A 22877-nucleotide genomic window follows, 5' to 3' on the forward strand; every position below is an offset into this window, starting at 1 on the left:
CCATACGTTTAAAGTACAAGCCATTATTCATTATAAAACACAACAAATTCTCAGTTTATGTATGAGTAAAGGAGCAGTTCATGATTTTGAATTGTTCAAAAGAAATCTACATTTAATCCCTAAAGATTCCTTTGTATTGGCAGATAAAGGCTATCAAGGGATCTATGATATTTATGAAAGAAGTTTAATTTCGATTAAAGCAAAACGAGGTTGTAAGTTAGATCCAGAATTAAAAAAATACAATCGAGAAATCAATAAAAGAAGAATAGGTGTGGAGCATGTATTTGGTGTGTTGAAGACCTTTAGAATACTTTCGGAGCGTTATAGAAATAGAGGTAAAAGACTGGGTTTAAGATTCAATTTGATTGCTGGAATTTACAACATGGAATTGAGTGAAAAGTGAATTATGCAAGAGGTCTATTGATGAATAAATAAAAAATCATTATAGTTGTAAAGTTTTAATTCAAATTTTGATAAATAATATATTTATATTATTTAGTTATATTTAATAATAAAATTACAACTTATCTAAAATGTGATGTATTTTGCAATAAATATAAAATCCTACCAAAGTAAACTCAAAATAATACAATTTTGTTTTAAATTTCATCAAAATAATACTATAATTGTCATATTTCAATAATGATTATCATTTATGATTATTCTTAACTTGAATTTAGACTCAATCTGGGAGAATTTTATGGCTAATATCATATTTAAATTTATACTTATTGCATTTTCCTTACTTTCTATAATAAGTATAGGGCTTGGTATTTATTGCATTGATAAGATTATTTTATCTATAGGGTTTTTATTTATTATTGCTACGACTCTACTTTTTTTAGAGTATAAGCAAAATCGTTTATCTCCTTTTATTTAAATAAATGCTTCTTTAAAAAAATCAACCTAGTGAATACTTTCAAACTACATGTATTTAAAAAGCCTAATCAAAACGATTAGACTTTAAATTTTTCGATATTAGAAATAGTAATTCATTCGAAATAAATAATTTCTTGGTGTACCTGGCATGGAAGCCGATCTCCAATAATCGTCATTTGCGACATTATTGACTGCAAAACTTGCACTCCAATCATCATTTTTATAGCCCAATGCTGCATCAATACGATCAAAACCTGCTGTTTGAATTTTATTGTCCAAATTTGAGTATGAGTTTCCAACGTAAGTATATCCAATTTCTGTATAGAAATTTTCTTGTGGAAGATATCTTAAAAAGATATTTCCCGTATGTTTTGCAACATATGCTAAATGCTTGCCAACATTTTCAGGCTTTGCTTTATCTTCTTTTACAGTTGCATCTGTATATCCGTAACCACCACGTACATATACATTTTCAAATACTTTACCAATAAAACTAAGCTCACCACCTTTTGACTGATGCTCACCAGAAACTGCGTAATAGTCGGGTTGATTTTCAGGATCAGGACGATAACGAATATTTTTTTTACGAATATCGAATACAGATAGTTGCGTATTGAGTTTACCGTCAAACCAATCACTTTTTACGCCTATTTCATATTGATGATTATATTGAGGATCAGCATCAAAAACACTGATATCAGTATTTGCAGAGACAGCATTTAAGTTTGCTCGCCCACCAAATGGTGCAAAGCTTTTACTATAAGAGACATAAAAACTTTGATCTTCTGTTGGCTGCCAAACTAGACCTGCATTAGGACTAAATGTCTCATCATCAATACTCCTTTTATAATTACTGTTATCTGGTTTTAATAATTTATTGGTCGTCGCTGTTTCGTAATAATCATATCGTCCACCTAGCATAATTTTAAATTGATCATTTAAACTTACTAAATCTTGAAGAAAAAATGCATAGTTTGTTCCTTCATTATAATTATGCTGATTGATTTTTAAGTTTTTATTAGGATCACGCGTGTTATACCGCTCTCCTGTAATAGGGTCTACATATCCATTAATTGACTGGCCTTTATCTGAACCATTTGCATATGTATTTGCGAGCTTTGGTTCACGCTGTTCATATACCCAATCTGTACCCAACATTAAGTTATGCTTGATTGATCCTGTATTAAATTCGCCTTTAATATCAAAAGTATTTGATGTGGTTTTATTTGATGTTTCCTGCCAATAATAAATTTGACTAACATATCCTTTTGGAGTCGTGCACGCCTTTCCTTCAAAAGTTTTACCATCTAGACCACAATATGTCCCTGAATAGAAGTGATCAAAATTTTGATAGGCTTCACGATAACTTGCAGCCCAATGAAATTCCCATCCTGGAGCATATTCATATTTTAAGTCTGTTCTGAGTACCTCAGATTCGTCATAGATATAATCACCACTTTGAGCAAAACCCATCTTTATTGACGTACCTGTAGGTAAATTATCAAACGTGGGTCCACGATCAGGTGTACGATCAATTTTGTCGTATGTATATTGTGTCGTCCATATTAAGTTTTGATCATCATTACGATAAGTAAAACTCGGGGAAATCATTTCAACTTTGGAACCAATACCCTCTCTAAAACTATTCGAATCACCTATTTCTCCAGTCAAACGAACTGCAACATTGTCATTTATCGCTCGATTAATATCTACAGTACCACCAATGTTTTCATAAGAACCTGTATATATTCCAACTGAGCTTTTAGAATCAAAATTAGCAAACTTACTCACCATATTAATAACGCCACCACCTGCGCTACGACCATATAATACTGAAGCTGGACCTTTTAAAATTTCGATACGTTCAATATTTGCGGTACTACGGCGTACCTGACCACTTTCACGAATACCATCACGATAAATATCACTTGAGTCAGAATCAAAGCCGCGCAGCATAATTCCATCTTCACGCGTATCGTATGTTGTGGTTACCCCAGGAGTTCCCTGTAACATAACGCTTAAATCATTAGAACCATAAAGTTTATATTTTGATACATCAATCGTATCAATAGTTTGAGGAATATCTTTTTTATCTAAGCCATTGCGTGTGACATTTGCTTTTTTATAATCTACATAAGTCTTTAATGGATCGCCTTCATCCATTGCCTCAATCACCAAAGTAGAAAGTACAGCTGTTTTCCGTTCTGTATCCTTTGTTGTATTCATATCTGCAAATGTAGTGACAGGTATAAAAAGTGATCCTGCAGTAGACATCATTAAAAAGAGAGAATTTTTTTGAAAATTCATAATAAAATCGATAATCTAAGTGATAATAATTCTCATACATTTTATTCACTAATTACATAAAATCAACAATTATGGAGAGATTATGAATAGTTTTTACATATCAAATTAATCGTTATAATCTATGAATACGATTTAATATTAGATAAAAGTCTTAAATTTTATAAATAATGCACAATAAAACACATGTATTTAAAGTCTTATATTTTTAGCAGTACTTTATTTAACTTTAAATAAAGCTAAAGTAGTTGATAAAAAAGCTTCAACTTAATCAAAAAAATTATCCTATTTAAGTAAAAGAAGCCTAAAATAAAATCTTAAAGTTGAGATCTTAAATAAGACTCTAACCAAGAAAATTTTAAATTATTCATCATTGGACTCGCGATGAAATTATTGAATGAAAAACAAAGTATTATCGCAAGTTATTTGTTAATGCTCATTTTTTTAGCATTATTAATTCCGCTACATCTCCTTGCGAGCTTCTTTGCAGGCTTTGTTATTTTTGAAATTATTAATAGTTTAGGCACACTCACTGAAAAATATATAGATGGTCAGCGTGCACGCATCACGATTAGTGTTGTTCTTGGAATTATCATTGTTGCTTTTATTACTTTGGCAATTACAGGCTTAATTAGCTTCGTACAACATGATTTACAAGGCAGTGGTGTCAGTGCGATTAGCGATCAAATTGATGATGCTTTGCAAACACTGCAACAACAAATTGTGCAATATATTCCGAGTTTTATCCCATACAGTTTAACTGAACTTAAAGATCAAACATTTACTTTTATCAAAGACAACCTTTCAATCTTAAAAAATACGGGTACTGATGTATTACATAATTTAGCGACCATGTTGATTGCGATGATTATTGGAATATTGGTGTCATTAAATCAATTACATCGCGATTCTAATCAACCTGTTTTTAAGAAAGCTTTGGTTAAACGGATTGAAAATCTTTCTATTTCTTTTAAAAATGTCGTGTTCGCTCAAATTAAAATTTCAGCGATTAATACTGTATTATTTATCATATTTGCCCATATCGCCCTACCTATCTTTGGTATTCATTTACCCTTTGCCAAAACGTTAACGATTTTGACATTTGTCTTTGGCTTAATTCCGATTGTAGGTAACTTAGTTTCCAATACAATTATTGTGATTACAGGATTAACTATTTCTGTGACTACAGCAGGTATTGCATTGGTTTATCTAATTTTAATTCATAAATTAGAATACTTCATAAATGCTAAAATTATTGGCACTAAAATCCATGCCAAGTCTTGGGAAGTGTTACTTGCTATGCTCATTTTTGAGTCTATTTTTGGCTTAGCAGGTTTGATTGTTGCACCGATTTTTTATGCTTACATAAAGCTTGAATTAAAAGAAGCAGAGATGATCTAAAATTAACCAATTCAAGTAAAATATGGAAATGAGGTGAAAGTACATATTGACCAACGACACCTCATGAATGAGGTCCAAAAAATATTGAATAGAGAATGGGATCCTATTGAAGTTGCAGATGTTTTAGATGATGAATATGATTGCTATTGCGCTCCAATCACCCAGATCTTAGATAATATTCATACTCAACCTGATGATTTATTCAAATATTTAGAAAATATTGAAATAGAGCAAATGAAACTTACACATCAGGTAGAGCAACGTCTGACACATCGAACAAATACTGTAGAAAAACTCTGGAAGTTACATATTTCATTATCAAAAAATAATCATTAAAAAAACCATCTATTTACGCAATAAACTTCTACTAAAAAGCTCCTTTCGGAGCTTTTTTCATTATTATATTTTCTTCTAAATTGGCTACTCCCAAATCACTTGTTTATTTTGTTTACTCCACGCATCAAGATTTTGCTCATAACGTGCTTCAATTTTATTTCGTTTAATTTTCATCGTTGGAGTAAGCATGTCATTCTCCATTGTCCACGGATGATTAATCACCACTAAAAAACCTAGTTTTTCATGTGATTCAAGTTCTTGATTAATATCATTTCTTAATGCTTGCAATGCTGTATCAATATCCTCTGTTTTTGGATCATGCTTAAGCTTATTTCTAATCTCTTCCGCCAACATAATAAATGCAACAGGCTGTGGCTGACTGCCACCACCAATACAAACTGATTCAATTAATTCGTGATTCCCTAGTTTTTGTTCAATCGGTACTGGCATCACATATTTGCCTTTTGAGGTTTTAAATATATCTTTAATACGACCTGTGATTTTTAGACAGCCAGTTGCATCAATTTCGCCCATATCACCCGTTCTTAAATAATGATCTTCGGTTAAATCCTCAGCCGTTTTTTCTGGATTTTTATAATATCCCAACATTGTTCCTGGGCTTTTTACTAAAATTTCACCATTCTCATCAATCTTACATTCCACACCAGGTTGGGTATGCCCAATATAACCACTCAAATACTGCCCTTGTCGTGTCGCATGTGAATAACCACTATTTTCCGTCATGCCATAAACTTCAAGTAATTCTAAGCCTAAATTCCGATACCATTTAATAATATCAATAGGCAGTGGTGCGGAAGCAGTGAGCGCAAATCGAACATGATTTAATCCTAATTTAGTCAATAATTTCCTTTTAACTAATTTCCCAACCACTGGAATTTTAAAAACGACATTTTGAATATGTAGTGGAATTTTCTCATTGATCCCTTGATAAAATTTTGTCCATAGACGTGGCACAGAGAAAAATATTGTCGGTTTAGCTCGATTTAAATCATCAATGAAGGTATCCAGTGAGTTTGCAAAATAGACTGTAAACCCTGCAATTAATGATGATGATTCTATAAAAACGCGTTCCGCCACATGTGCAAGAGGTAAATAAGACAAGGTGCGTTCTGCCGCAGTTACCTTATACGTTGCTTTCAATTCACTTGCGCCTGCCAATAGAGTTGAAAAACTTTGCATAACACCTTTGGGTAAGCCTGTACTTCCAGAAGTATAGACGATCGTTGCTAAATCATCAGCATGAGGTAAATTCGGATTTTCAAGTGGTGGAGTTTGAGCGATGATGTCATCCCATAATGGTGCATCAAAATCAGGAGATAATGCTAAGCGTATACAAGGCAAATCAGCAGGAATAACTTTACTCACTTCATTCCAACTGTCACCTTTCCCATCAAGCTTTCCGATAAATAATAGTTGGCTATCACTATGATTAAGTACGTGTAAAGCACCTTCTACATTCAAAGTAGAATATAAAGGAACGGATACATGCCCTGCCATCCAAATGGCTAAATCTGCCATAATCCAATGTGCGCTGTTTTTACCATAAATCGCAATTTTACTTTTATCAGCCAAATTCAGTGACTTTAAATAATGTGTCATACGGCGGACTTGTTCTCCAACCTCTCGCCACGTATAGCTAATCACTTCTCCATTAGATAAAGGTTGAATCAAATAATCTTTATTCGGTGAGCTTTTTTCCCAATGTAGTAGGTAATGAACATGTGTCGCTAAAAATTGGTTCGGTTCTGTTTGTTTTAAATGATCCATATACTCACCCTATCATCCTAATACATTGCTAAAGTTTATTTTTGTTTACTATTTATACTCTATATTACTCATACCATAACAATTTCATAAATCAAGCAAAAAATAAAGTTCATAAATCAATCATTTTAGATCTTGTTTCATGCAGAAAAATTCTTTATACAAATAGAATGGGATTGTATTTACTCAATTGAGAATTCAACTCGCACCAATTTTTTAACATTTAAAAACCAAGAAATATGAGGCTTAACTTTTTCTTCGAGAAGAAAAAATTAAAAAACTTCTGAAAACTCCATACAAGATATTGATTTAAACTATTGATATAAAATATTTAAAATACGCTACAGAATAAAAACTTTAATAAACTCAAGCTCACTCATCATCATCATATTCAAGATATTTTATGGATCGTCTTATGAATGAGCAACAGAATTACAAGGATGGTAATCATGCTAAATTGTCTCGAATTTCCACATCCACAATTAAATGCTCTTTTAGAACAAGGTGTCCTCACCCTTTCTATCCAACGTCCTGAAGCTAGAAATGCACTGAATGCTGAACTGCAAGCCAGACATATCGCAGCACTTCCTTCAGCAGCACTAAAAACCATTAAATCGCAAATGAAACATCATTTAGAACACGTGATTGAATGTATTGATCACGAAGCAAAAATTGTCGCACAGCGCATTAAATCTCCTGAAATGCTTGAAGCAGTCATGGCGTTTTTACAAAAGAGAGCGCCTGATTTCACTTAATTTAATTAAAATAATGATTTTTAATTGCGCATAAAAAAGCTCCCGAAGGAGCTTTAAATTTAACAATGGATCAGCCCAAATTATGGTTTAACCACAACTAGTAGTTGAATTGCTTCAGGAGTTACGGATAAACCATTCAAGAGGTCAAGACCTTCTCTTTGAAATTTCTGTAAGCGTTCAATTTCATCTGCACGAATACTTGGATTGAATTGCTTTAAGTAGGTTAAACGGTCAATTTCATATTGCCATTTGCTGCCATAGATTTCTTTGGCTTGCTGTTTAAGCTCAGGCAAAGCACCTTTCGCAATATCTAAAGCTTGGTTATAACGCTGTTCAACCACTTCACGACGTGCTTTTACCACTTGACGGCAACTGTTGCTGTCTAAATGATGTAAATACGGTTTAATGATTTCAGGATCAAGTTTTAACGATAAATCTTGACCCGTTTCAGTCAATAACACACGAATCAATTGCGTTGGAAGACTTGATGGTAAATTCAATGCTTTTGGCGCAACTACATCCACTTTAAACCAAACTTCTAACAAGACTGAACCTTGTTTCAAAGCATTGGTTTTAAGAATAGCAACGTTAGTACTACCAAAAGATTGGGTACGAATCATTTCCATCACACTTTCTGTGAAAGGATGTTCTAAAGTGATGTATTGTGCATCATCACGAATCTGCGCTTGGTCACGATAGAATGTAACGGTCATCCCTTCTTCATCAATATCCAAGCCTTGAACTTGCATTTGATCAGTTGGTTTAATAATTACAGTACCATTGCTTTGTTCATCAAAATCAATATTTGTTGACGCCATAAAGCGCTTCATAAACATGGGTAATGTTGTATTGTCGTCATAGTCTTCAAGCGCTTGTACAATTTCTTGCGCTACGATTGGACGACATGAATTATATTCAAGCAAACGGTCACGCCCTGCTTGTAATTCATTTTCCAGTGCTTGACGTTGTACATTCACCGCTTCAAGTAAATCTTCAAACTCCTGACCTTTATCAGCCAACAAACATTCTTTTAAATCAAGAATAAAGTTTTCTTGTAAAGTTTGTGCTGTCGGTGAGATATTGCTAAAGATATTTAACGCTTCGTTATACCAACGGAACATACGTTCTTGAGCCGTACCCAAAAGATAAGGAACATGAATTTGAATACGATTTTCTTGACCAATACGGTCTAAACGACCAATACGTTGTTCCAATACATCTGGATTTGCAGGCAAATCAAACAAAATTAAGTCTGATGCAAATTGGAAATTACGACCTTCTGAACCAATTTCAGAACATAGTAAAATCTGTGCACCATAAGAATCTTCTGCAAAATATGCAGCAGCTTGGTCACGTTCCAACAGGCTCATGCCTTCATGGAACATCGCAGTACGAATACCCGCATGGATACGTAACGCATTTTCTAAAGCTTCAACCACTGGACCACTACGTGCAATCAATAACACTTTTTTGTGTTTCAATTGACTACGAAGCATTTCCATAATCCATGATACACGTGGATCTGTTTCCATCCAAGCACCATCTAACTGTGCTTCTTCAGGCCACATTTGTTCACGCAACTTACCATCTTTAGACCAATTTGCAGGTGCTGGTAATGGTGCTGGTTGGCAGTCACGACCTGGGAACCCTTGAATTGCTTCACGAGTATTACGGAATAACACACGACCTGTACCATGACGGTCTAATAATTCATGAATTGCACGGAAACGTTGTTCAGGCTCATCATCAATTTTATGACCTAATAATTTCTCGACAGCTTCAAAATGTTCAGCTTCAAGTGGCAAATCAGACATCAACGCTTCTGCAATTTTTGCAGTGTGATGATATTGCTCTTCTTCATCCAAGAAACGATCAAGCGCGCTGAAACGCTGTGGATCCAGTAAACGTAAACGTGCAAAATGGCTTTCTACACCCAATTGTTCAGGCGTTGCAGTGAGTAATAAAACGCCTGCTGTTTTTTCTGCTAATTCTTCTACTAAGTCGTAACGATCGTTACCGCCTTCTTCTTCAGACCACATCAAATGATGTGCTTCATCGACCACGAGAAGATCAAAACCAGCTTCAATGGCTTGCTCACGCAAATCATCATGGTCAATCATCAAATCAACAGAGGCAATAATACATTGCTCAGTCAAGAATGGATTTTGTTCAGGATCATGTTCTTTAATGGATGCTGTACGGGTTAAATCGAACAGTGAGAATTGCAAATTGAAACGGCGACGCATTTCAATCATCCACTGATATTGCAGTGAATCTGGAACCAAAATCAAAATACGTTCAGAACGACCCGTTTTCAACTGTTGATGGATGATCAAACCTGCTTCAATGGTTTTACCTAAACCTACTTCATCAGCAAGTAAAACACGTGGTGCAAAACGCTTACCGACTTCATGTGCGATATAAAGCTGATGTGGAATTAGACCCACACGCGCACCGATCATGCCACGTAAAGGACTATTCTGCATATTGGCTTGCATTTGCATCGCTTCAATACGCAAGTCATACCATTCTTTATAATCAATTTGGCTTGCAAGCAAACGATCAAGCGGTTTAGAAAGCTGAATCGATGCTCCGATACGTGTTTCATTTAAAGCTTTACGTTCTTCCGTACCATCTTCTAAAGTACGAATCACGTTATAACGAATCACGCCATTACGATCATCAAATGATTCAACAATCCAAGCTTTACCTTCTTGATCTTGGACTTCATCTTTGACATTAAAGACAATTCGAGACAAAGGTGCATTGTTACGAGCATAGACACGCGTTTCATCACTTTTAGGAAATAAGATACTGATTGAACGTTCATCAACATCAATCAACACACCTAGTCCAAGTTCAGTTTCTGTATCTGACAACCAACGTTGACCTATAGCAAATTGTTGCAATTTTTCCACCTTCATCTCAAATTAGGACTGAAAAACGGATGTTCAAATTAGGAGAATATTTGAACAAAGTTTAACGCCATTTAGCAATATATTTTGACATAAAGCACACTAAAAAATGTACTTTTTTTCATCTTCATTTCGAATCGTTTAATCTAGAATGGAACTGAGCTAATACACTCAATTTGTTCATCAGTTTGGGGATGAAAGAAACCGAGGCGTTCTGCATGCAAGCAAAGACGTGACATAAGCTGTTGTTCTTCAAGTGATGCATATAAGGTATCGCCCACAATTGGATGACCTAAATATTGCATGTGTACACGCAGTTGATGTGAACGACCCGTCACAGGTGTTAATTCAACACGCGTTACAGGCTGACCTTGAATTTCTAAATGCTCTAACACATACCAATGTGTCACGGCTGGTTTACGATCTGTGGGATCTGCAACATGTAACGGCGGGTGTTCAGGATCATAAACAACAGGCACATCAACAGTACCTTCACCCTCTAAATAACCAACTACAAGGGCTTGATAGGTTTTAAGCGTTTCACGTTCTTGAAATTGACGTGAAATACTTTTTTGACCAAATTTAGTTAAACCAAAAATGAGGATACCAGATGTATCGCGATCTAAGCGATGAATAAGGAGTGTATTAGGTTCTATTTCTAATAAGCGATTGATGACACAATCTTGTAAATTTTCTGTTTTACCCGGTACAGTTAATAAGCCTGCGGGTTTGTGGATCACCATAAAATCTTCGTCACGATGTATCAGGTGTTCGGTTAGAAAATTACTCAAAGCTCAGTTCCGATGATCGTACAAACAAGCACGCAATGATAAGAATCTTGGCATTAAATTACAATGAATATTTTGATTATTTGCCAGTATTCCTCGGCTTTTTCACAGCGAATATTTATTCTTATCTGTCTTTGCTCATATTATAAATTTTGATGTTGCAATATCGTCAAAATAGACAGCAATTCAATAAAGTGCTTGTAGCCAAATAGAGACTTAAACTTGATACTTTTCAAACTTAACATTAAACCGCTTAAATGCTATAAAGAAGGATGAATTGATTAAAGAGTATAATAAATGCTTCATAAATTTAAGAAATCTATCCTTGGGGCTGTGATTACAAGTTCTACAATTTTAACAGGTTGTGCAACAGCAACGCTTTTAGACAAAGACAGTGGCATCAGCACACATAACGTGCAAAGTACTTTAGTGGACGATACTGTGATTGCTTTTGGCAAACCTGTTCAGACTGTAGCAGGCTTACCCGCTGATAGTATTGTTATTGCTGGGCAAAAAAACAGTTATGTACTCACTCAAGGTGGCGCACGATTTGCAAAACTTATCTCAACACTTGATCCTAAAAATATTCAAATTACCAAAGAACTTTCTTTTTATTCTGCAAAAAATGATGGGCATTTTTCTGGTTCATTACCTCTTGCCTTTGTCAAACTTTCAGAAGATGTGAGCAAAGCAGATCGTGAATTCTTTATTGAAAATGGTGCTGAAGAATGTACGACATCCAGTGATCAACGATTAAAAGCTCAACGCTTTTGCTTTAACATCAAACTTGCAGGAGTTGTTTATCCTGTAGCAAGTAACAGTTCAACTTTAAAAGCGTTGAGTAAACCTTATCAAGTCAAAATTTATACGACCGAACAAGTAAAGGACTATTCTAAAGCCAGCGGAAAAACAGCAGATAAATTGATGTTATTCCCTTTTGCTGTAGCCTTTGATGTGGTCACATTACCTTTCCAAGCAGTGTACAAAATTTTTGATTAATTATGATTATGTTAAGCTTGATTGCTCATAATGAGCAATCAAGCTATTAATGAATTTTCTATGTTCCATCCTTAGCTGTTTCTACTCATCTCTTTCAAGGATGAACAATGGCTTTATTGAAAAAACATAATAAAAGAGACCAAAACATTTGAATCCATCATTTTTACCGTCATCCATTCAACAATTTATTGGGAATAATCCGCTTTATAAAAATAAAATTGGACAATCGCCTTCTGATGTCTATAGTTTCACAAAAAATAATGAACTTTTTTATCTTAAAAGCTCTGAACCAATTTTTGCGGATACAACTTATAGCGTACTTCGGGAAGCAAAAGTTTTAGAGTGGGTAAATCCAAAAATCAATGTGCCTGAATTGGTGTTGATGGAAGAAAATCAGCAATATCAATATATGATGACCAAAGCGATTTCAGCTCGTCCTATTGTAGACTTGGACATTTCAGCGGAAACAGTTATTTCAATTTACACTGAAGCATTAAAACAACTACAAGCTATTCCAATTCAAAACTGCCCTTTTATCTCAAATTTAGACTATCGATTAAAAGAAGCGAAATATTTGCTTGATCATCATCTGATTGAAGAAGTTGATTGGGATGATGTTGATATGAATTTATGGGGAAACTATAAAACCCATGCAGAGCTTTACAACGATTTAATCGAGAATAAGCAGAAAATTATTGAAGATTTGATCTTTTCTCATGGAGATATTACGGATACCAATATTTTTCTTGATGATAAAGATGAAATTATATTTTTAGATGTAGGTCGGGCAGGAATTGCAGATCGTTTTGTTGATATCACCTTTATCGAACGTTGTTTAAGAGAAGATTGCTCGCCACAAGATGCTCAAACATTTTTAAAGCATCTACCTCAAGATGATCCATTTAAACGTAATTATTTTCTAAAACTTGATGAACTGAATTAAATCAGCTCATCAATCTATTATTCAATCAATAATTTGCATAAGGATGCACAACCTGTTTCTATCATCAAAAATAAATCAAAAGAGGTTGTACAAGAAGCCTAATCGTTCAATAAACAAGATGAATAATGACTTACTTTTCTTGAGCTAAAAAAGCCTGAATCGCATGTTGTGCAATTTCAGCATCTTCAAAAGATTGAACACCCGAAACCCCAACAGCACCAACCAATTGATCTTGATACATAATCGGTTCTCCACCTTCTAACATGCCATTTAATGTCGAAATAGATAAAAAGCCAAAACGACCATTTTTAAGCATGTCTTCATATAATTTTGACGAGCGACGACTAATTGCAGAACATTTGGCTTTTTCTAAAGATATATTGGCTGTCAGTGGAGCAGCACCATCCATACGCTTCATGGTCAATAAATTACCCGTTTCATCTACAATTGAAATACTGACGTTAAATGCATGCTCTGTCGCATATTGTTGTGCTTGATTTAATAAAAACTCTGCATCAGCTAAAGTTAAATAATGTTTAGTTTTCATAAAAACCTCCTTGATTTATTGTAAAAATTAGTCGTAAAAAAAGCCCGTAGCATAACCACTACGAGCTTTAGTTTAGTTGATTTTTACTTTATTTACTGTGCATTTCTGCAAAAGTTTCTTTTGCCATTTGAATGGTAAATGCGATGTCTTCATCACTGTGTGCACTTGAAATAAAACCTGCTTCAAATGCTGATGGAGCAAGGTTTACACCACGACTGAGCATGCCATGGAAAAATTTACGGAAAGCATTCACATCACATTTCAACATAGAATCGAAGCTCGTAATATCTTCCTGATCTGTGAAATATAAACCAAACATTCCACCGACTTGTTGCGTTTTAAATGGAATACCCGCTTCATCCGCAGTCGCTTGCAACCCAATCAAAAGCTTCGCTAATTGTGCTGTTAACTGATCATAAAAACCATCAGCACGTAAATGTTTAAACATTTCAATGCCTGCACGCATTGCCAATGGATTACCCGACAATGTACCTGCTTGATATACTTTACCCAGCGGTGCAATACATTCCATCACTTCACGTTTACCACCAAAAGCACCTACAGGTAAGCCTGCACCAATAATTTTACCCAAAGTGGTTAAATCGGGTTTCACATTATAATGTGCTTGAGCACCGCCTAAACCAACACGGAAACCAGTCATCACTTCATCAATGATGAAAACTGAACCATTTTCATCGCATACATCACGAATGGCTTGAAGGAAACCATCAATCGGTTTCACCAAGTTCATATTGCCTGCAACAGGTTCAACAATCACACCTGCAATCTCTGAACCAAATTTTGCAAAACATTCTTTTAGTGTCGCAATATCATTATACGGAAGCGTTAAAGTATGCTTGGCAAAATCAGCAGGAACACCTGCAGAGGTCGCCTCACCTTCACCATTGGTCAGCATCCCTGAACCTGCTTTGACTAAAAGCGAATCAGAATGACCGTGGTAACAGCCTTCAAATTTTACAATTTTGTCACGCCCTGTATAACCGCGTGCAAGACGAATCGCCGTCATGGTTGCTTCTGTTCCAGAATTAGTCATTCGTACCAATTCAATCGAAGGCATAATTTCACAAATAATATCTGCAAGCGTCGTTTCATGAACGGTTGGTGCACCAAAGCTCAAACCATCGACGGCTGCATCTTGTACTGCTTTAATAATGGCAGGATGTGCATGCCCAAGAATCATAGGCCCCCATGAACCAACATAATCCACATAACGTTTACCATCGACATCATATAAATATGCACCTTTGGCTTTTTCAATAAAGACAGGTGTTCCACCCACACCATTAAACGCACGTACTGGAGAATTCACGCCACCTGGAATATGTTTACTGGCCTGTTTAAACAATTGCTCTTGCTTTGGAGATAAGCTCATGAATTCTCTCTACTCAAATAAAAATAGTTAATCAATAGATCCTCTTGCATAAAGCTTTTTATTTCTGCCAACGCTTAATAGAAGTAGGAACGAAATAAAGAGATTTTGAATACTTATGCAAGAAGCCTAATAAAACATTAAAAAATACAAAAACTACAATGTAGCAGTTTGCTCAAATAAGTCAGTCCAAGCATTCAGACGATCTGGAATTGCATTCATTGGCAGTCCCAATATATCACTGATCACGGCACAAAGATCAGCACCTGCCTCAATCACTTCTTTTGAATTTTCAACTGTTAATCCACCAATTGCGCAAATCGGAACATTCAATTGAGTTTTGGCTTGTTTTAGAGTTTCTAAACCAATATGACCTGCTTCAGGTTTAGTTTCAGTCGCATAGATTGCACCGAAAGCAACATAAGTTGCACCTTCAGCAATCGCTTTCTCTGCCAATTCAATAGAATTCGCACATGTGCTACCAATCACAACACCTTGTGGTAATCGTGCGACAGCATCTGCGATTGAACCATCAGTTTGACCCAAATGCACCCCTAAGCCATATTTTTCTGCAAGTTCTAAGTCATCATTAATCACAAAAGGAACTCGATATTCGGCACACATCGCCTTCATATATTCAACTTCATAGTACTGATCTTCTTTGGCAACTTTTTTACGGCGGTACTGTAAAATAGCAACTTCGCGTGTTGCCATTGCACCTTCTAATTTAGCCAGTAAAAGTTCTAAAGGATCATCATTGGTAATTAAATATAAGCCACGCATTAAGTTATCCATCAAAAAAACTGATCTATTATAAGCAAATACAAAAGTATAAAGTTGTTATAATTTTTATATGATCTATACAATTTAAAAAGCCTAAAATCATTTTAGGCTTTTTAAATTCATTACAAATATATTAACTCTCAATTTTGTCAAATTGACGATCTTTCAAGCTTAGATTCCCACGGATAATATCCGACAGCATTCGCCAATCTGAAATAAAGCTATATAAAGGTTGTTTAAAACTGGCTGGCTTATTTTTTTCAAAGACAAAATGCCCCACCCAAGCACAGGCATAGCCAGAAACTAAACCATATACAACATATTTTGCTTTACGTTGTCGAATAGCTTTACTAAAAAAATAAATACCCACACTACTTCCCACCGCATGTAAACGGCGACTGGTAATATCGCGATGTTCAGTCAGATAAAAACGGTAAAATTCTGAATAATTTTTTATAGGCAACTGGAACTGTGGCTCTGGAACTAACTCTTGCTTCGGTTCAACATGTGCATTCATGATTATTTTCCTCATTTTTATTCATCACTCAACTCACAATAATGCAGTTTGTGATGAAATAAAAGTCAAATCAAAATAACTCATTTAAAAGTCAATACAGATCAATTGAATTAGAAAAATTTCTAGCACAGAGAGTTGGCTGAATTACGCTACAATACTCAAGCTGTATAAATAAAATGGAATACCTCCTTTTATTCATTTTATTATTATTTTTATACGTGAAATTTAGTTTTTTTAGGATTTAATCATGGTTGAAGTTGAATTAAAATTTCAGATTCCTGAAGCTCGACGCAATGCAATACTTAAAGCAATAGATCCAAAAAAATCTGAGATTATTCAATTACAAGCAAAATATTACGATACTGAAGACCGTCAGCTTGCTCAACATGGTGTTGCCCTTCGCCAAAGACTTGAGGGAACCCGTTGGATTCAAACTTTAAAAGCTGCTGGTAAAAGTCATTTACACCGTTTCGAAGACAACATTGAGTTGGGTGAATTAGAACAAGCACCAACATTAGACATGACTCATTATCAAAATAACCCTGAAGCTTTGGCTATTTTAAACAATGCTTTGACCAATTCCACGCAAGCACTGAATCTTCGATTTGAAACTGATATCCAACGTACATGCCGTGTTATTCAATTTGAAGATGCTGAAATTGAAATTAGTTTAGATATTGGCGAGGTTCGTACAGATTCGGCACGTCAAGAAATTCATGAAGTTGAATTTGAATTGAAAAGTGGTTCTGTCCAGTCTTTATTGGCATTTAGTTTTGAATGGGTTAAAAAATATCAATTGTGGTTAGATGTTCGGAGCAAAGCTGAATTTGGGAATCTTTTAATCACGCAGCAAAAAGTCAGCCCTGCTCAATTGACCAAAGAAATACAATTTAATAAAAAGGATTCAGCTGATTTAAATTTGCGTTTATTGGTCGCAAATCAACTGCAACATTTACTTCCGAATATTGCAGCGATCTCTGCTCAAGTTGCAGAACCTGAGCATATTCAACAAGCTCAAACGGCATTACACCATTTACATTTATCCTTGTCTTTATTTAAAGATTGGACCGATGTAAAGCCGGATAAATGGGCGCATCAACTGTCTGCATTTGAAAGTCATTTTAAAAATTTACAGTATTTCGAACATATGCAAAAAACTTTAGGGGCTTTATTACAAAATCCTAAAACGGCTGAAAGCTTAGATAAAGATATTTTATATGCAAAAGAGAAACTGAATAACTTAGTTAAATCAACGCAAAATGTTCAGCATTATCTTGAATTATTAATGTTTAGCTTAAGAACATCTGAAAAATCACCCGCACATGATTTAAAGTGGTTTGCTCAAAATACTCTGCAAACTCAATATAAGCTATTACAGGAAAGCTTAAATAAAGCCGATCTTGCTGACTTTGAAAGCTTGGATGAGTTAGCACTGCGTTTAAATGAACTGAAATTTAGTTTCCCTATTTTAACCAGTATTTATGATGTAAAAAACCTTCAAAAATATGGGAAGTCTTTAAATGATGCACAGCAAGCATCTGAACAATACCAAGTGTTAACCTCTTCGTCTTCATATTTGCAACAGACGGATTTGGAAGCCAGTGATTGGTTTGCTTTAGGATGGCTCACAGCGAAACAAGAAGTTTATGCAGAACAATTATTGGAAGCGACTGAACAATTTTTAGTGAGTCGTAAATTTTTGAAGTAATTTATTTCTTAAATAAAGAATGATGAATAGACTTCTTGAATAAGATCTTTTATGCAAGAAGTCTAATATTTAAACAATCCAATGCTACTAAAATATCTATATCGAATTTAATCCTAGAATCAGTCATTCGTTTGCTTTTGTTCTAGAATCAATTGATCAAAATCAATGATCTCATCCGCAAAGTTCTTCGTATATTGTGCATGAGAAATCATAAAAATCGTCTCAACTTTTGCTCGAATCAATGCCATCAATTGCATACTGGTTTGTTCATCTAAAGCTGCTGTTGGTTCATCCATAATTAAAAATTTAGGTTGTTTTAATAAAACTCGAATCATACTAATCCGTTGTTTTTCACCCCCTGAAAAACTTTTATATACGTTTTGCAGGTCATCATCTAAAGTTAGATTATTCTTTCTGAGCAAATTCAGAAGATTAAATTGCCCTAACCATTGTTCTAGTTCTAAATCTGTATATGTAAAACGACTATTGTGGATTAAGTTTTGACGTAATGTACCTGAATAAATAATGGGCAACTGGCTGACCACTGCAATTTCCTGAAAAATCGTCTCTGAGAATTGCTGACTAATATCAATATTTTTATAGAATAATTGCCCTTGAGAGATATGTTCTAAGCCAATTAAATAATTAATAAAACTTGTTTTTCCAATGCCTGTTTGCCCCATTGCCACATAGCATTTCCCCTGTTCTATCGTAAAATTAAAATTGAAAATACAGTTCTTACCTAAATAGAATTGTGCATTTTTAAATTGGTAAAAGACTATACGCTGTTCGATAGATTCATGCTTTGTCTGCGCCTGATCAATCTGAAAATATTCACTAAATTTTTTAACAGCAATAAAATCCCCCTTCAAACGAATAATACTTTGTGAGACCAAGAGTAAAGGCATAGTTAATGCGACAATATAGGTACTAATTAAGACAAAATCACCCGTCGTTACCTGATTTTTCCCAAATAAATACACAGTAAACAGCATAAAAACCAAAAGAAAAATACCAACAAACAAAATTTGAATAAACATATAAAAATTTAATTTTCGGTGATTTTTAATGACCTCTTTGCCATATTTTTGAACATTTTTGCCAAATATTTCCATTTCATAATCTAAAGCACCATTAACACGAATATCATAATTAGACTGAACTTTTTCAATAAAAAATTGATTAATTCCATTATGGGCATCATATAAATCTGTAAAAATATCATTACTTTTTAAGGTGATAAAAATATTAATCAGAAAGGTGATCAGTGCAAATAACATGAAATACAAAGCAAAATTTAAGTTAATACTTTGTGATAACACCCAAACCATAAATATAATTTGAAGAAAAATAGGGATGAGAATAAACAAAACGGTATAAGTAATTTGGGAAAATGCATGCGCACCTCGCCAAATATCAGTATTCAACACACCTGTTTCAATTTTTTTCTGCTCTGTGAAACTCAATTTAAAATAATTTTCGAGCCCTTTATAGACTAAGCCTGTCTCAATTTGAGTTGTAAAGAAAGCACTCACAATATTCTGAATTTGATTAAATATATGCATGAGCAACCAACCTAATGCATAAGCAATCGCAAGAAAATATAAATTTTGCCAATTTAGAAGGTTTTCGATACTGACTTGAGTTGAACTATTGGTTGCAATATTCACAATTTCTTTTAATACATAAGGCAATCCTACTGACAATAACGTATAAAAAATCAATATCGTAAAGAGTACACTCATATCCCGCAAAGGATGCTGATACCTTTTTTTCACCAGTGCCCATACATCAAAATAGGGTTTTAATCTTTTAAAAAACATAAGCTACGCTATTTCTTAATTTTTAAATTATTTTGATATAAATTTTAACTTTCGTTCAATTATTAGACTATTGTTATTTTGTTTAAACCATCCAAACAGTGAATCTTTTTCTCAAATAAAGATTCACTGTTATATACCGCTAGAAAACTTAACGGTTTTTCCCAAAAACTTTCCACGTTTCATTCTCTGCCAATGGATCACTATAACTATCATTGCGTTGCTTGCGTGGTTTCTCTCGAGCATCTACTAATTCAAAATCAGCTTCAGTGCTAAGTACAATACCATTCACATAAAATCGAGTCCGCGTATATTCACTATCGCCATGCTGAAACACATAGGTTCTTAAATCAATAAACTCACGATGTGCCACCAATGCAGCTGTATCATCACTATTTAACCAGTGCGCCATCGCTGTAATCTGCTCAGGTTCAAATTGCCCGCATTTGTCCACTAAGCTCGCAATTCCTCGAAAGGTTTTAGATTCCTTCGCTCGTGTTTTATTAATACGAATACGATCGACATGAAAGAAAAATAACGGCAAGTTTAAATGACTGGGTAAATGAATTTCATCTAAAGCCTCATCTTCCATAAACGGTTGAAATAAATCTTGTGCTCTTTCGATTAAACCCGTCCATTGCTTATAATATTCAGCAACTTGTTGTTTAGAACCATAATAAATAGGAAGCCCTTCTACATTTGCAAGTTCTACAGGTGGCCAAATATTTTGACGAAGTAAAGCAATATCACTTTTTAAACTTTGTACTGCAATTGCATCTTGCATGGTCAATCCCTGAAATATTTAATATAGATATGCTTAGGCTATTTTGGAGTATGCTATAGTTCTATTTGTTAAACAAGCTAATGAAAGGATAAACGCATGTCTCAGGATAATGATGAGTTAGTATCAGATGAGCAATTCTACGAACGCGCGGATGAGTTCATCCATTTAGCCAACGAATTTGCAGATTCAGAAAATTTAGATTCACCTTTAACACCCGTTGTTCCAGGTCAAGTCAGCGCATCATTTATGTATGCCAATGCCCGTTATAGTGTTTGGTTGTCTGCGTGTTCTTATAAATCTGCGGAAGACTTCAAGAAGGATAAACAAGTCATCCATGATTATTATTTAGAACAATTTAAATTGATGCTTGAAGATAATCTTGAAGAATATCACGAAAATTTTGAAACCTACTTCCCTCAGTCAGATGAAGATGACATCAAGCCTGATAATGAAGTAAAGCGTTTCGTTTAAGCGACGCTTTGCCTATAATAGCAATCAATTGAAGTAATATTTGTGGAAAAAGTCATGTCTCAGAAAATCGATGCTACCGATGTCACCGAAGAAGAAGCTTTAAATGCTGTTTTTTTTGAGCGTGCTGACGAATTTATCAAACAAGCAAACGAATTTTGCCGTCCACCGAAAGGGCAAAAATCTGATCCTGCTGAATTACGTGGTCAAGTGAGTGCAGCAATGCTATTTGGTACTGCTCGCTTTAATACTTGGGTTGCTGCCAATACATTTAAAGATGGCAATGAAATGCGCGAATCTAAGCAACAAGTCACTTCATATATTCTTCAGCAATTTCAAATGATGCTTGAAGATAACTATGATGAATATTGCGAACAGTTTGAAAACTATTTACGTTTCCGTAAAAATGAAGATTTCCATGCACATAAGCACGATGGACATGATCATAACCACTAAATCAGACATGATTTAATCAAGCCCTTCGGGGCTTTTTTTATATCCAACAGAAATACTTTTTTACCAAAGCACTATTAAAAATAAAACCCAATTACAGTATGTTAAATATAAGACATGCAGAAAATAAAATGGAAGAATAATGCAAAATTTAGGATTTGCGCTGATTGACCCACACATTCACCAGTGGGATCCCTATCACACGCCACATGCCGCTGCACTCGCAGTCAAACTTCTAGGTAAACATCCTTATCTTCTAGATAAAATGGTCCGTCTGGTTAAATCCAAAGACCTTATTGATACCGTTGGACTCACTACGCATATCACCGCTCCTTATCTACCGAGTGATTATAAAAAAGATATCGGTCATTATGCGGTCGAACAAGTGGTTCATATAGAAGCAAGTTGGGCAGGTCATAAAGGTAAAGGTGTAATTGGCGAAACTGAATTTATTGAATCATTACCCTTTAATAATGAAACGGTGCAACTTGGTGGTATCGTTGCAACTGCAGATCCAACGAATAGTAACTTTAAAAAGATTTTAAAGTTACATCAAAAAGCGTCTAAAAAGTTACGTGGTATTCGTCGCATGGCGGCAGTACATGAAGATAAAGGGATTCATGCATGGGCTGATGAACCCCATTTATATAGCAATAAAAAATTTCTCAAAGGCTTTGAACAACTGGCTTTGCATCATTTAAGTTTTGATGCATGGGTTTATTCAACGCAAATTCCAGATGTCATTCAATTGGCGAAGCAATTTCCTGAAACCTCTATTGTCTTAGACCATTTGGGTACGCCTGCGGGTTTATTTGGCAAAGTAGGACAAAATACAGGACTAACTCAAACAGCGAGAGAGAATATTTTCTATCAATGGCAGGACTACATTGCTGAGCTTGCAACATGTCCCAATGTATACACGAAAATGTCTGGCTTATTCATGCCTATACTTGGGCATCAATTCCATCAGAAAAAACAACAAGCTTCAAAGCAGGAAATTATAGATTTAGTTGCACCACTGATTACCCACGCTTTGGATAGTTTTGGAACCTATCGCGTCATGTTTGCTTCTAACTTTCCTATGGACAGTGTCAGCACATCTCTCGTCAATATTATTGATGCTTTTAGTGATATTGTGAACGAATATGATGATGACGCATTAAAACGTGTCTTTCACCACAATGCAAAACAGTTTTATCGTTTATAAATATTAAAATAAAAGCAGGAGTCTTGTATCAGTTTTAAACCTTTTTAAGACTCCGAATTTAGCTTCATTCTTAAAGGACGAGACTCTTCTATTTT

General features: G+C 34.7%; 18 protein-coding genes and 2 pseudogenes. 10 read left to right on the plus strand and 10 right to left on the minus strand.

Going from position 1 to position 22877, the window contains the following annotated elements:
* Nucleotides 1-7: 7 nt before the first annotated feature.
* Nucleotides 8-403 (plus strand): annotated as a pseudogene (locus B9T35_RS15305) (transposase); the annotation flags it as partial.
* Nucleotides 404-978: 575 nt separating this feature from the next.
* Here B9T35_RS15305 and B9T35_RS15315 read toward each other — a convergent pair.
* Complete coding sequence (locus B9T35_RS15315; RefSeq protein ID WP_086191966.1) at nucleotides 979-3186, minus strand: TonB-dependent receptor; 2208 nt, start codon at nucleotides 3184-3186, stop codon at nucleotides 979-981.
* Nucleotides 3187-3567: 381 nt separating this feature from the next.
* Here B9T35_RS15315 and B9T35_RS15320 point away from each other — a divergent pair, with 381 nt between their 5' ends.
* Together B9T35_RS15320 and B9T35_RS15325 are read left to right on the plus strand one after the other, a co-directional pair.
* Nucleotides 3568-4584 carry an AI-2E family transporter gene (locus B9T35_RS15320; protein ID WP_086191967.1) on the plus strand — a complete coding sequence of 339 codons (1017 nt, stop codon included), beginning with the start codon at nucleotides 3568-3570 and terminating at the stop codon, nucleotides 4582-4584.
* Between the two features lie 63 nt (nucleotides 4585-4647).
* Nucleotides 4648-4920 carry a hypothetical protein gene (locus tag B9T35_RS15325; protein WP_086191968.1) on the plus strand — a complete coding sequence of 91 codons (273 nt, stop codon included), beginning with the start codon at nucleotides 4648-4650 and terminating at the stop codon, nucleotides 4918-4920.
* Nucleotides 4921-5004: 84 nt separating this feature from the next.
* Here the strand turns inward: B9T35_RS15325 and B9T35_RS15330 are convergent, their stop codons facing one another.
* A complete protein-coding gene (locus B9T35_RS15330) occupies nucleotides 5005-6708 on the minus strand; it encodes an AMP-binding protein (RefSeq protein WP_086191969.1) in 1704 nt (567 codons plus the stop codon).
* 551 nt (nucleotides 6709-7259) lie between these two features.
* Between B9T35_RS15330 and B9T35_RS15335 the strand changes: the two are divergent.
* A pseudogene (locus B9T35_RS15335) lies at nucleotides 7260-7460 on the plus strand (enoyl-CoA hydratase); the annotation flags it as partial.
* Nucleotides 7461-7540: 80 nt separating this feature from the next.
* On the opposite strand, the gene rapA reads toward B9T35_RS15335, so the two are convergent.
* Complete coding sequence (rapA, locus tag B9T35_RS15340; RefSeq protein ID WP_086191971.1) at nucleotides 7541-10378, minus strand: RNA polymerase-associated protein RapA; 2838 nt, start codon at nucleotides 10376-10378, stop codon at nucleotides 7541-7543.
* Between the two features lie 143 nt (nucleotides 10379-10521).
* Nucleotides 10522-11166, minus strand: a complete 645-nt coding sequence (locus B9T35_RS15345; protein WP_086191972.1) for an RluA family pseudouridine synthase — start codon at nucleotides 11164-11166, stop codon at nucleotides 10522-10524.
* A 294-nt stretch (nucleotides 11167-11460) separates the two neighbouring features.
* Between B9T35_RS15345 and B9T35_RS15350 the strand changes: the two genes are divergently transcribed.
* Entirely contained in the window at nucleotides 11461-12162 is a 702-nt protein-coding gene (locus B9T35_RS15350) for a hypothetical protein (RefSeq protein WP_086191973.1), read from the plus strand.
* A 148-nt stretch (nucleotides 12163-12310) separates the two neighbouring features.
* Entirely contained in the window at nucleotides 12311-13105 is a 795-nt protein-coding gene (locus B9T35_RS15355; protein ID WP_086191974.1) for an APH(3') family aminoglycoside O-phosphotransferase, read from the plus strand.
* Nucleotides 13106-13235: 130 nt separating this feature from the next.
* Here the strand turns inward: B9T35_RS15355 and B9T35_RS15360 are convergent, their stop codons facing one another.
* The 4 genes from B9T35_RS15360 to B9T35_RS15375 form a co-directional block, all read right to left on the minus strand.
* On the minus strand, nucleotides 13236-13652 hold the full coding sequence (locus B9T35_RS15360; RefSeq protein ID WP_086191975.1) for a GlcG/HbpS family heme-binding protein: 417 nt from the start codon (nucleotides 13650-13652) through the stop codon (nucleotides 13236-13238).
* A gap of 88 nt (nucleotides 13653-13740) precedes the next feature.
* Nucleotides 13741-15045 (minus strand): glutamate-1-semialdehyde 2,1-aminomutase, encoded by a 1305-nt coding sequence (gene hemL / locus B9T35_RS15365; protein ID WP_086191976.1) that lies wholly within the window; start codon nucleotides 15043-15045, stop codon nucleotides 13741-13743.
* Between the two features lie 153 nt (nucleotides 15046-15198).
* Nucleotides 15199-15825 carry a thiamine phosphate synthase gene (thiE, locus tag B9T35_RS15370; protein ID WP_086191977.1) on the minus strand — a complete coding sequence of 209 codons (627 nt, stop codon included), beginning with the start codon at nucleotides 15823-15825 and terminating at the stop codon, nucleotides 15199-15201.
* 133 nt (nucleotides 15826-15958) lie between these two features.
* Nucleotides 15959-16342 (minus strand): DUF962 domain-containing protein, encoded by a 384-nt coding sequence (locus B9T35_RS15375; protein WP_086191978.1) that lies wholly within the window; start codon nucleotides 16340-16342, stop codon nucleotides 15959-15961.
* A gap of 247 nt (nucleotides 16343-16589) precedes the next feature.
* Here B9T35_RS15375 and B9T35_RS15380 point away from each other — a divergent pair, with 247 nt between their 5' ends.
* Complete coding sequence (locus B9T35_RS15380; RefSeq protein ID WP_086191979.1) at nucleotides 16590-18050, plus strand: CYTH domain-containing protein; 1461 nt, start codon at nucleotides 16590-16592, stop codon at nucleotides 18048-18050.
* A gap of 119 nt (nucleotides 18051-18169) precedes the next feature.
* Here the strand turns inward: B9T35_RS15380 and B9T35_RS15385 are convergent, their stop codons facing one another.
* A complete protein-coding gene (locus B9T35_RS15385) occupies nucleotides 18170-19873 on the minus strand; it encodes an ATP-binding cassette domain-containing protein (protein ID WP_086191980.1) in 1704 nt (567 codons plus the stop codon).
* A gap of 148 nt (nucleotides 19874-20021) precedes the next feature.
* Nucleotides 20022-20654 carry a hypothetical protein gene (locus B9T35_RS15390; RefSeq protein ID WP_086191981.1) on the minus strand — a complete coding sequence of 211 codons (633 nt, stop codon included), beginning with the start codon at nucleotides 20652-20654 and terminating at the stop codon, nucleotides 20022-20024.
* Between the two features lie 96 nt (nucleotides 20655-20750).
* Here B9T35_RS15390 and B9T35_RS15395 point away from each other — a divergent pair, with 96 nt between their 5' ends.
* The 3 genes from B9T35_RS15395 (at nucleotide 20751) to B9T35_RS15405 (ending at nucleotide 22782) form a co-directional block, all read left to right on the plus strand.
* Nucleotides 20751-21125: a DUF3144 domain-containing protein gene (locus B9T35_RS15395; protein ID WP_086191982.1), complete on the plus strand. Its 375-nt coding sequence runs from the start codon at nucleotides 20751-20753 to the stop codon at nucleotides 21123-21125.
* 54 nt (nucleotides 21126-21179) lie between these two features.
* Nucleotides 21180-21578: a DUF3144 domain-containing protein gene (locus B9T35_RS15400; RefSeq protein ID WP_086191983.1), complete on the plus strand. Its 399-nt coding sequence runs from the start codon at nucleotides 21180-21182 to the stop codon at nucleotides 21576-21578.
* A 139-nt stretch (nucleotides 21579-21717) separates the two neighbouring features.
* Entirely contained in the window at nucleotides 21718-22782 is a 1065-nt protein-coding gene (locus tag B9T35_RS15405) for an amidohydrolase family protein (protein WP_086191984.1), read from the plus strand.
* The last annotated feature ends 95 nt before the right edge of the window (nucleotides 22783-22877 follow it).

Source organism: Acinetobacter sp. ANC 3832 (assembly GCF_002135415.1).
Classification (GTDB): Bacteria; Pseudomonadota; Gammaproteobacteria; order Pseudomonadales; family Moraxellaceae; genus Acinetobacter.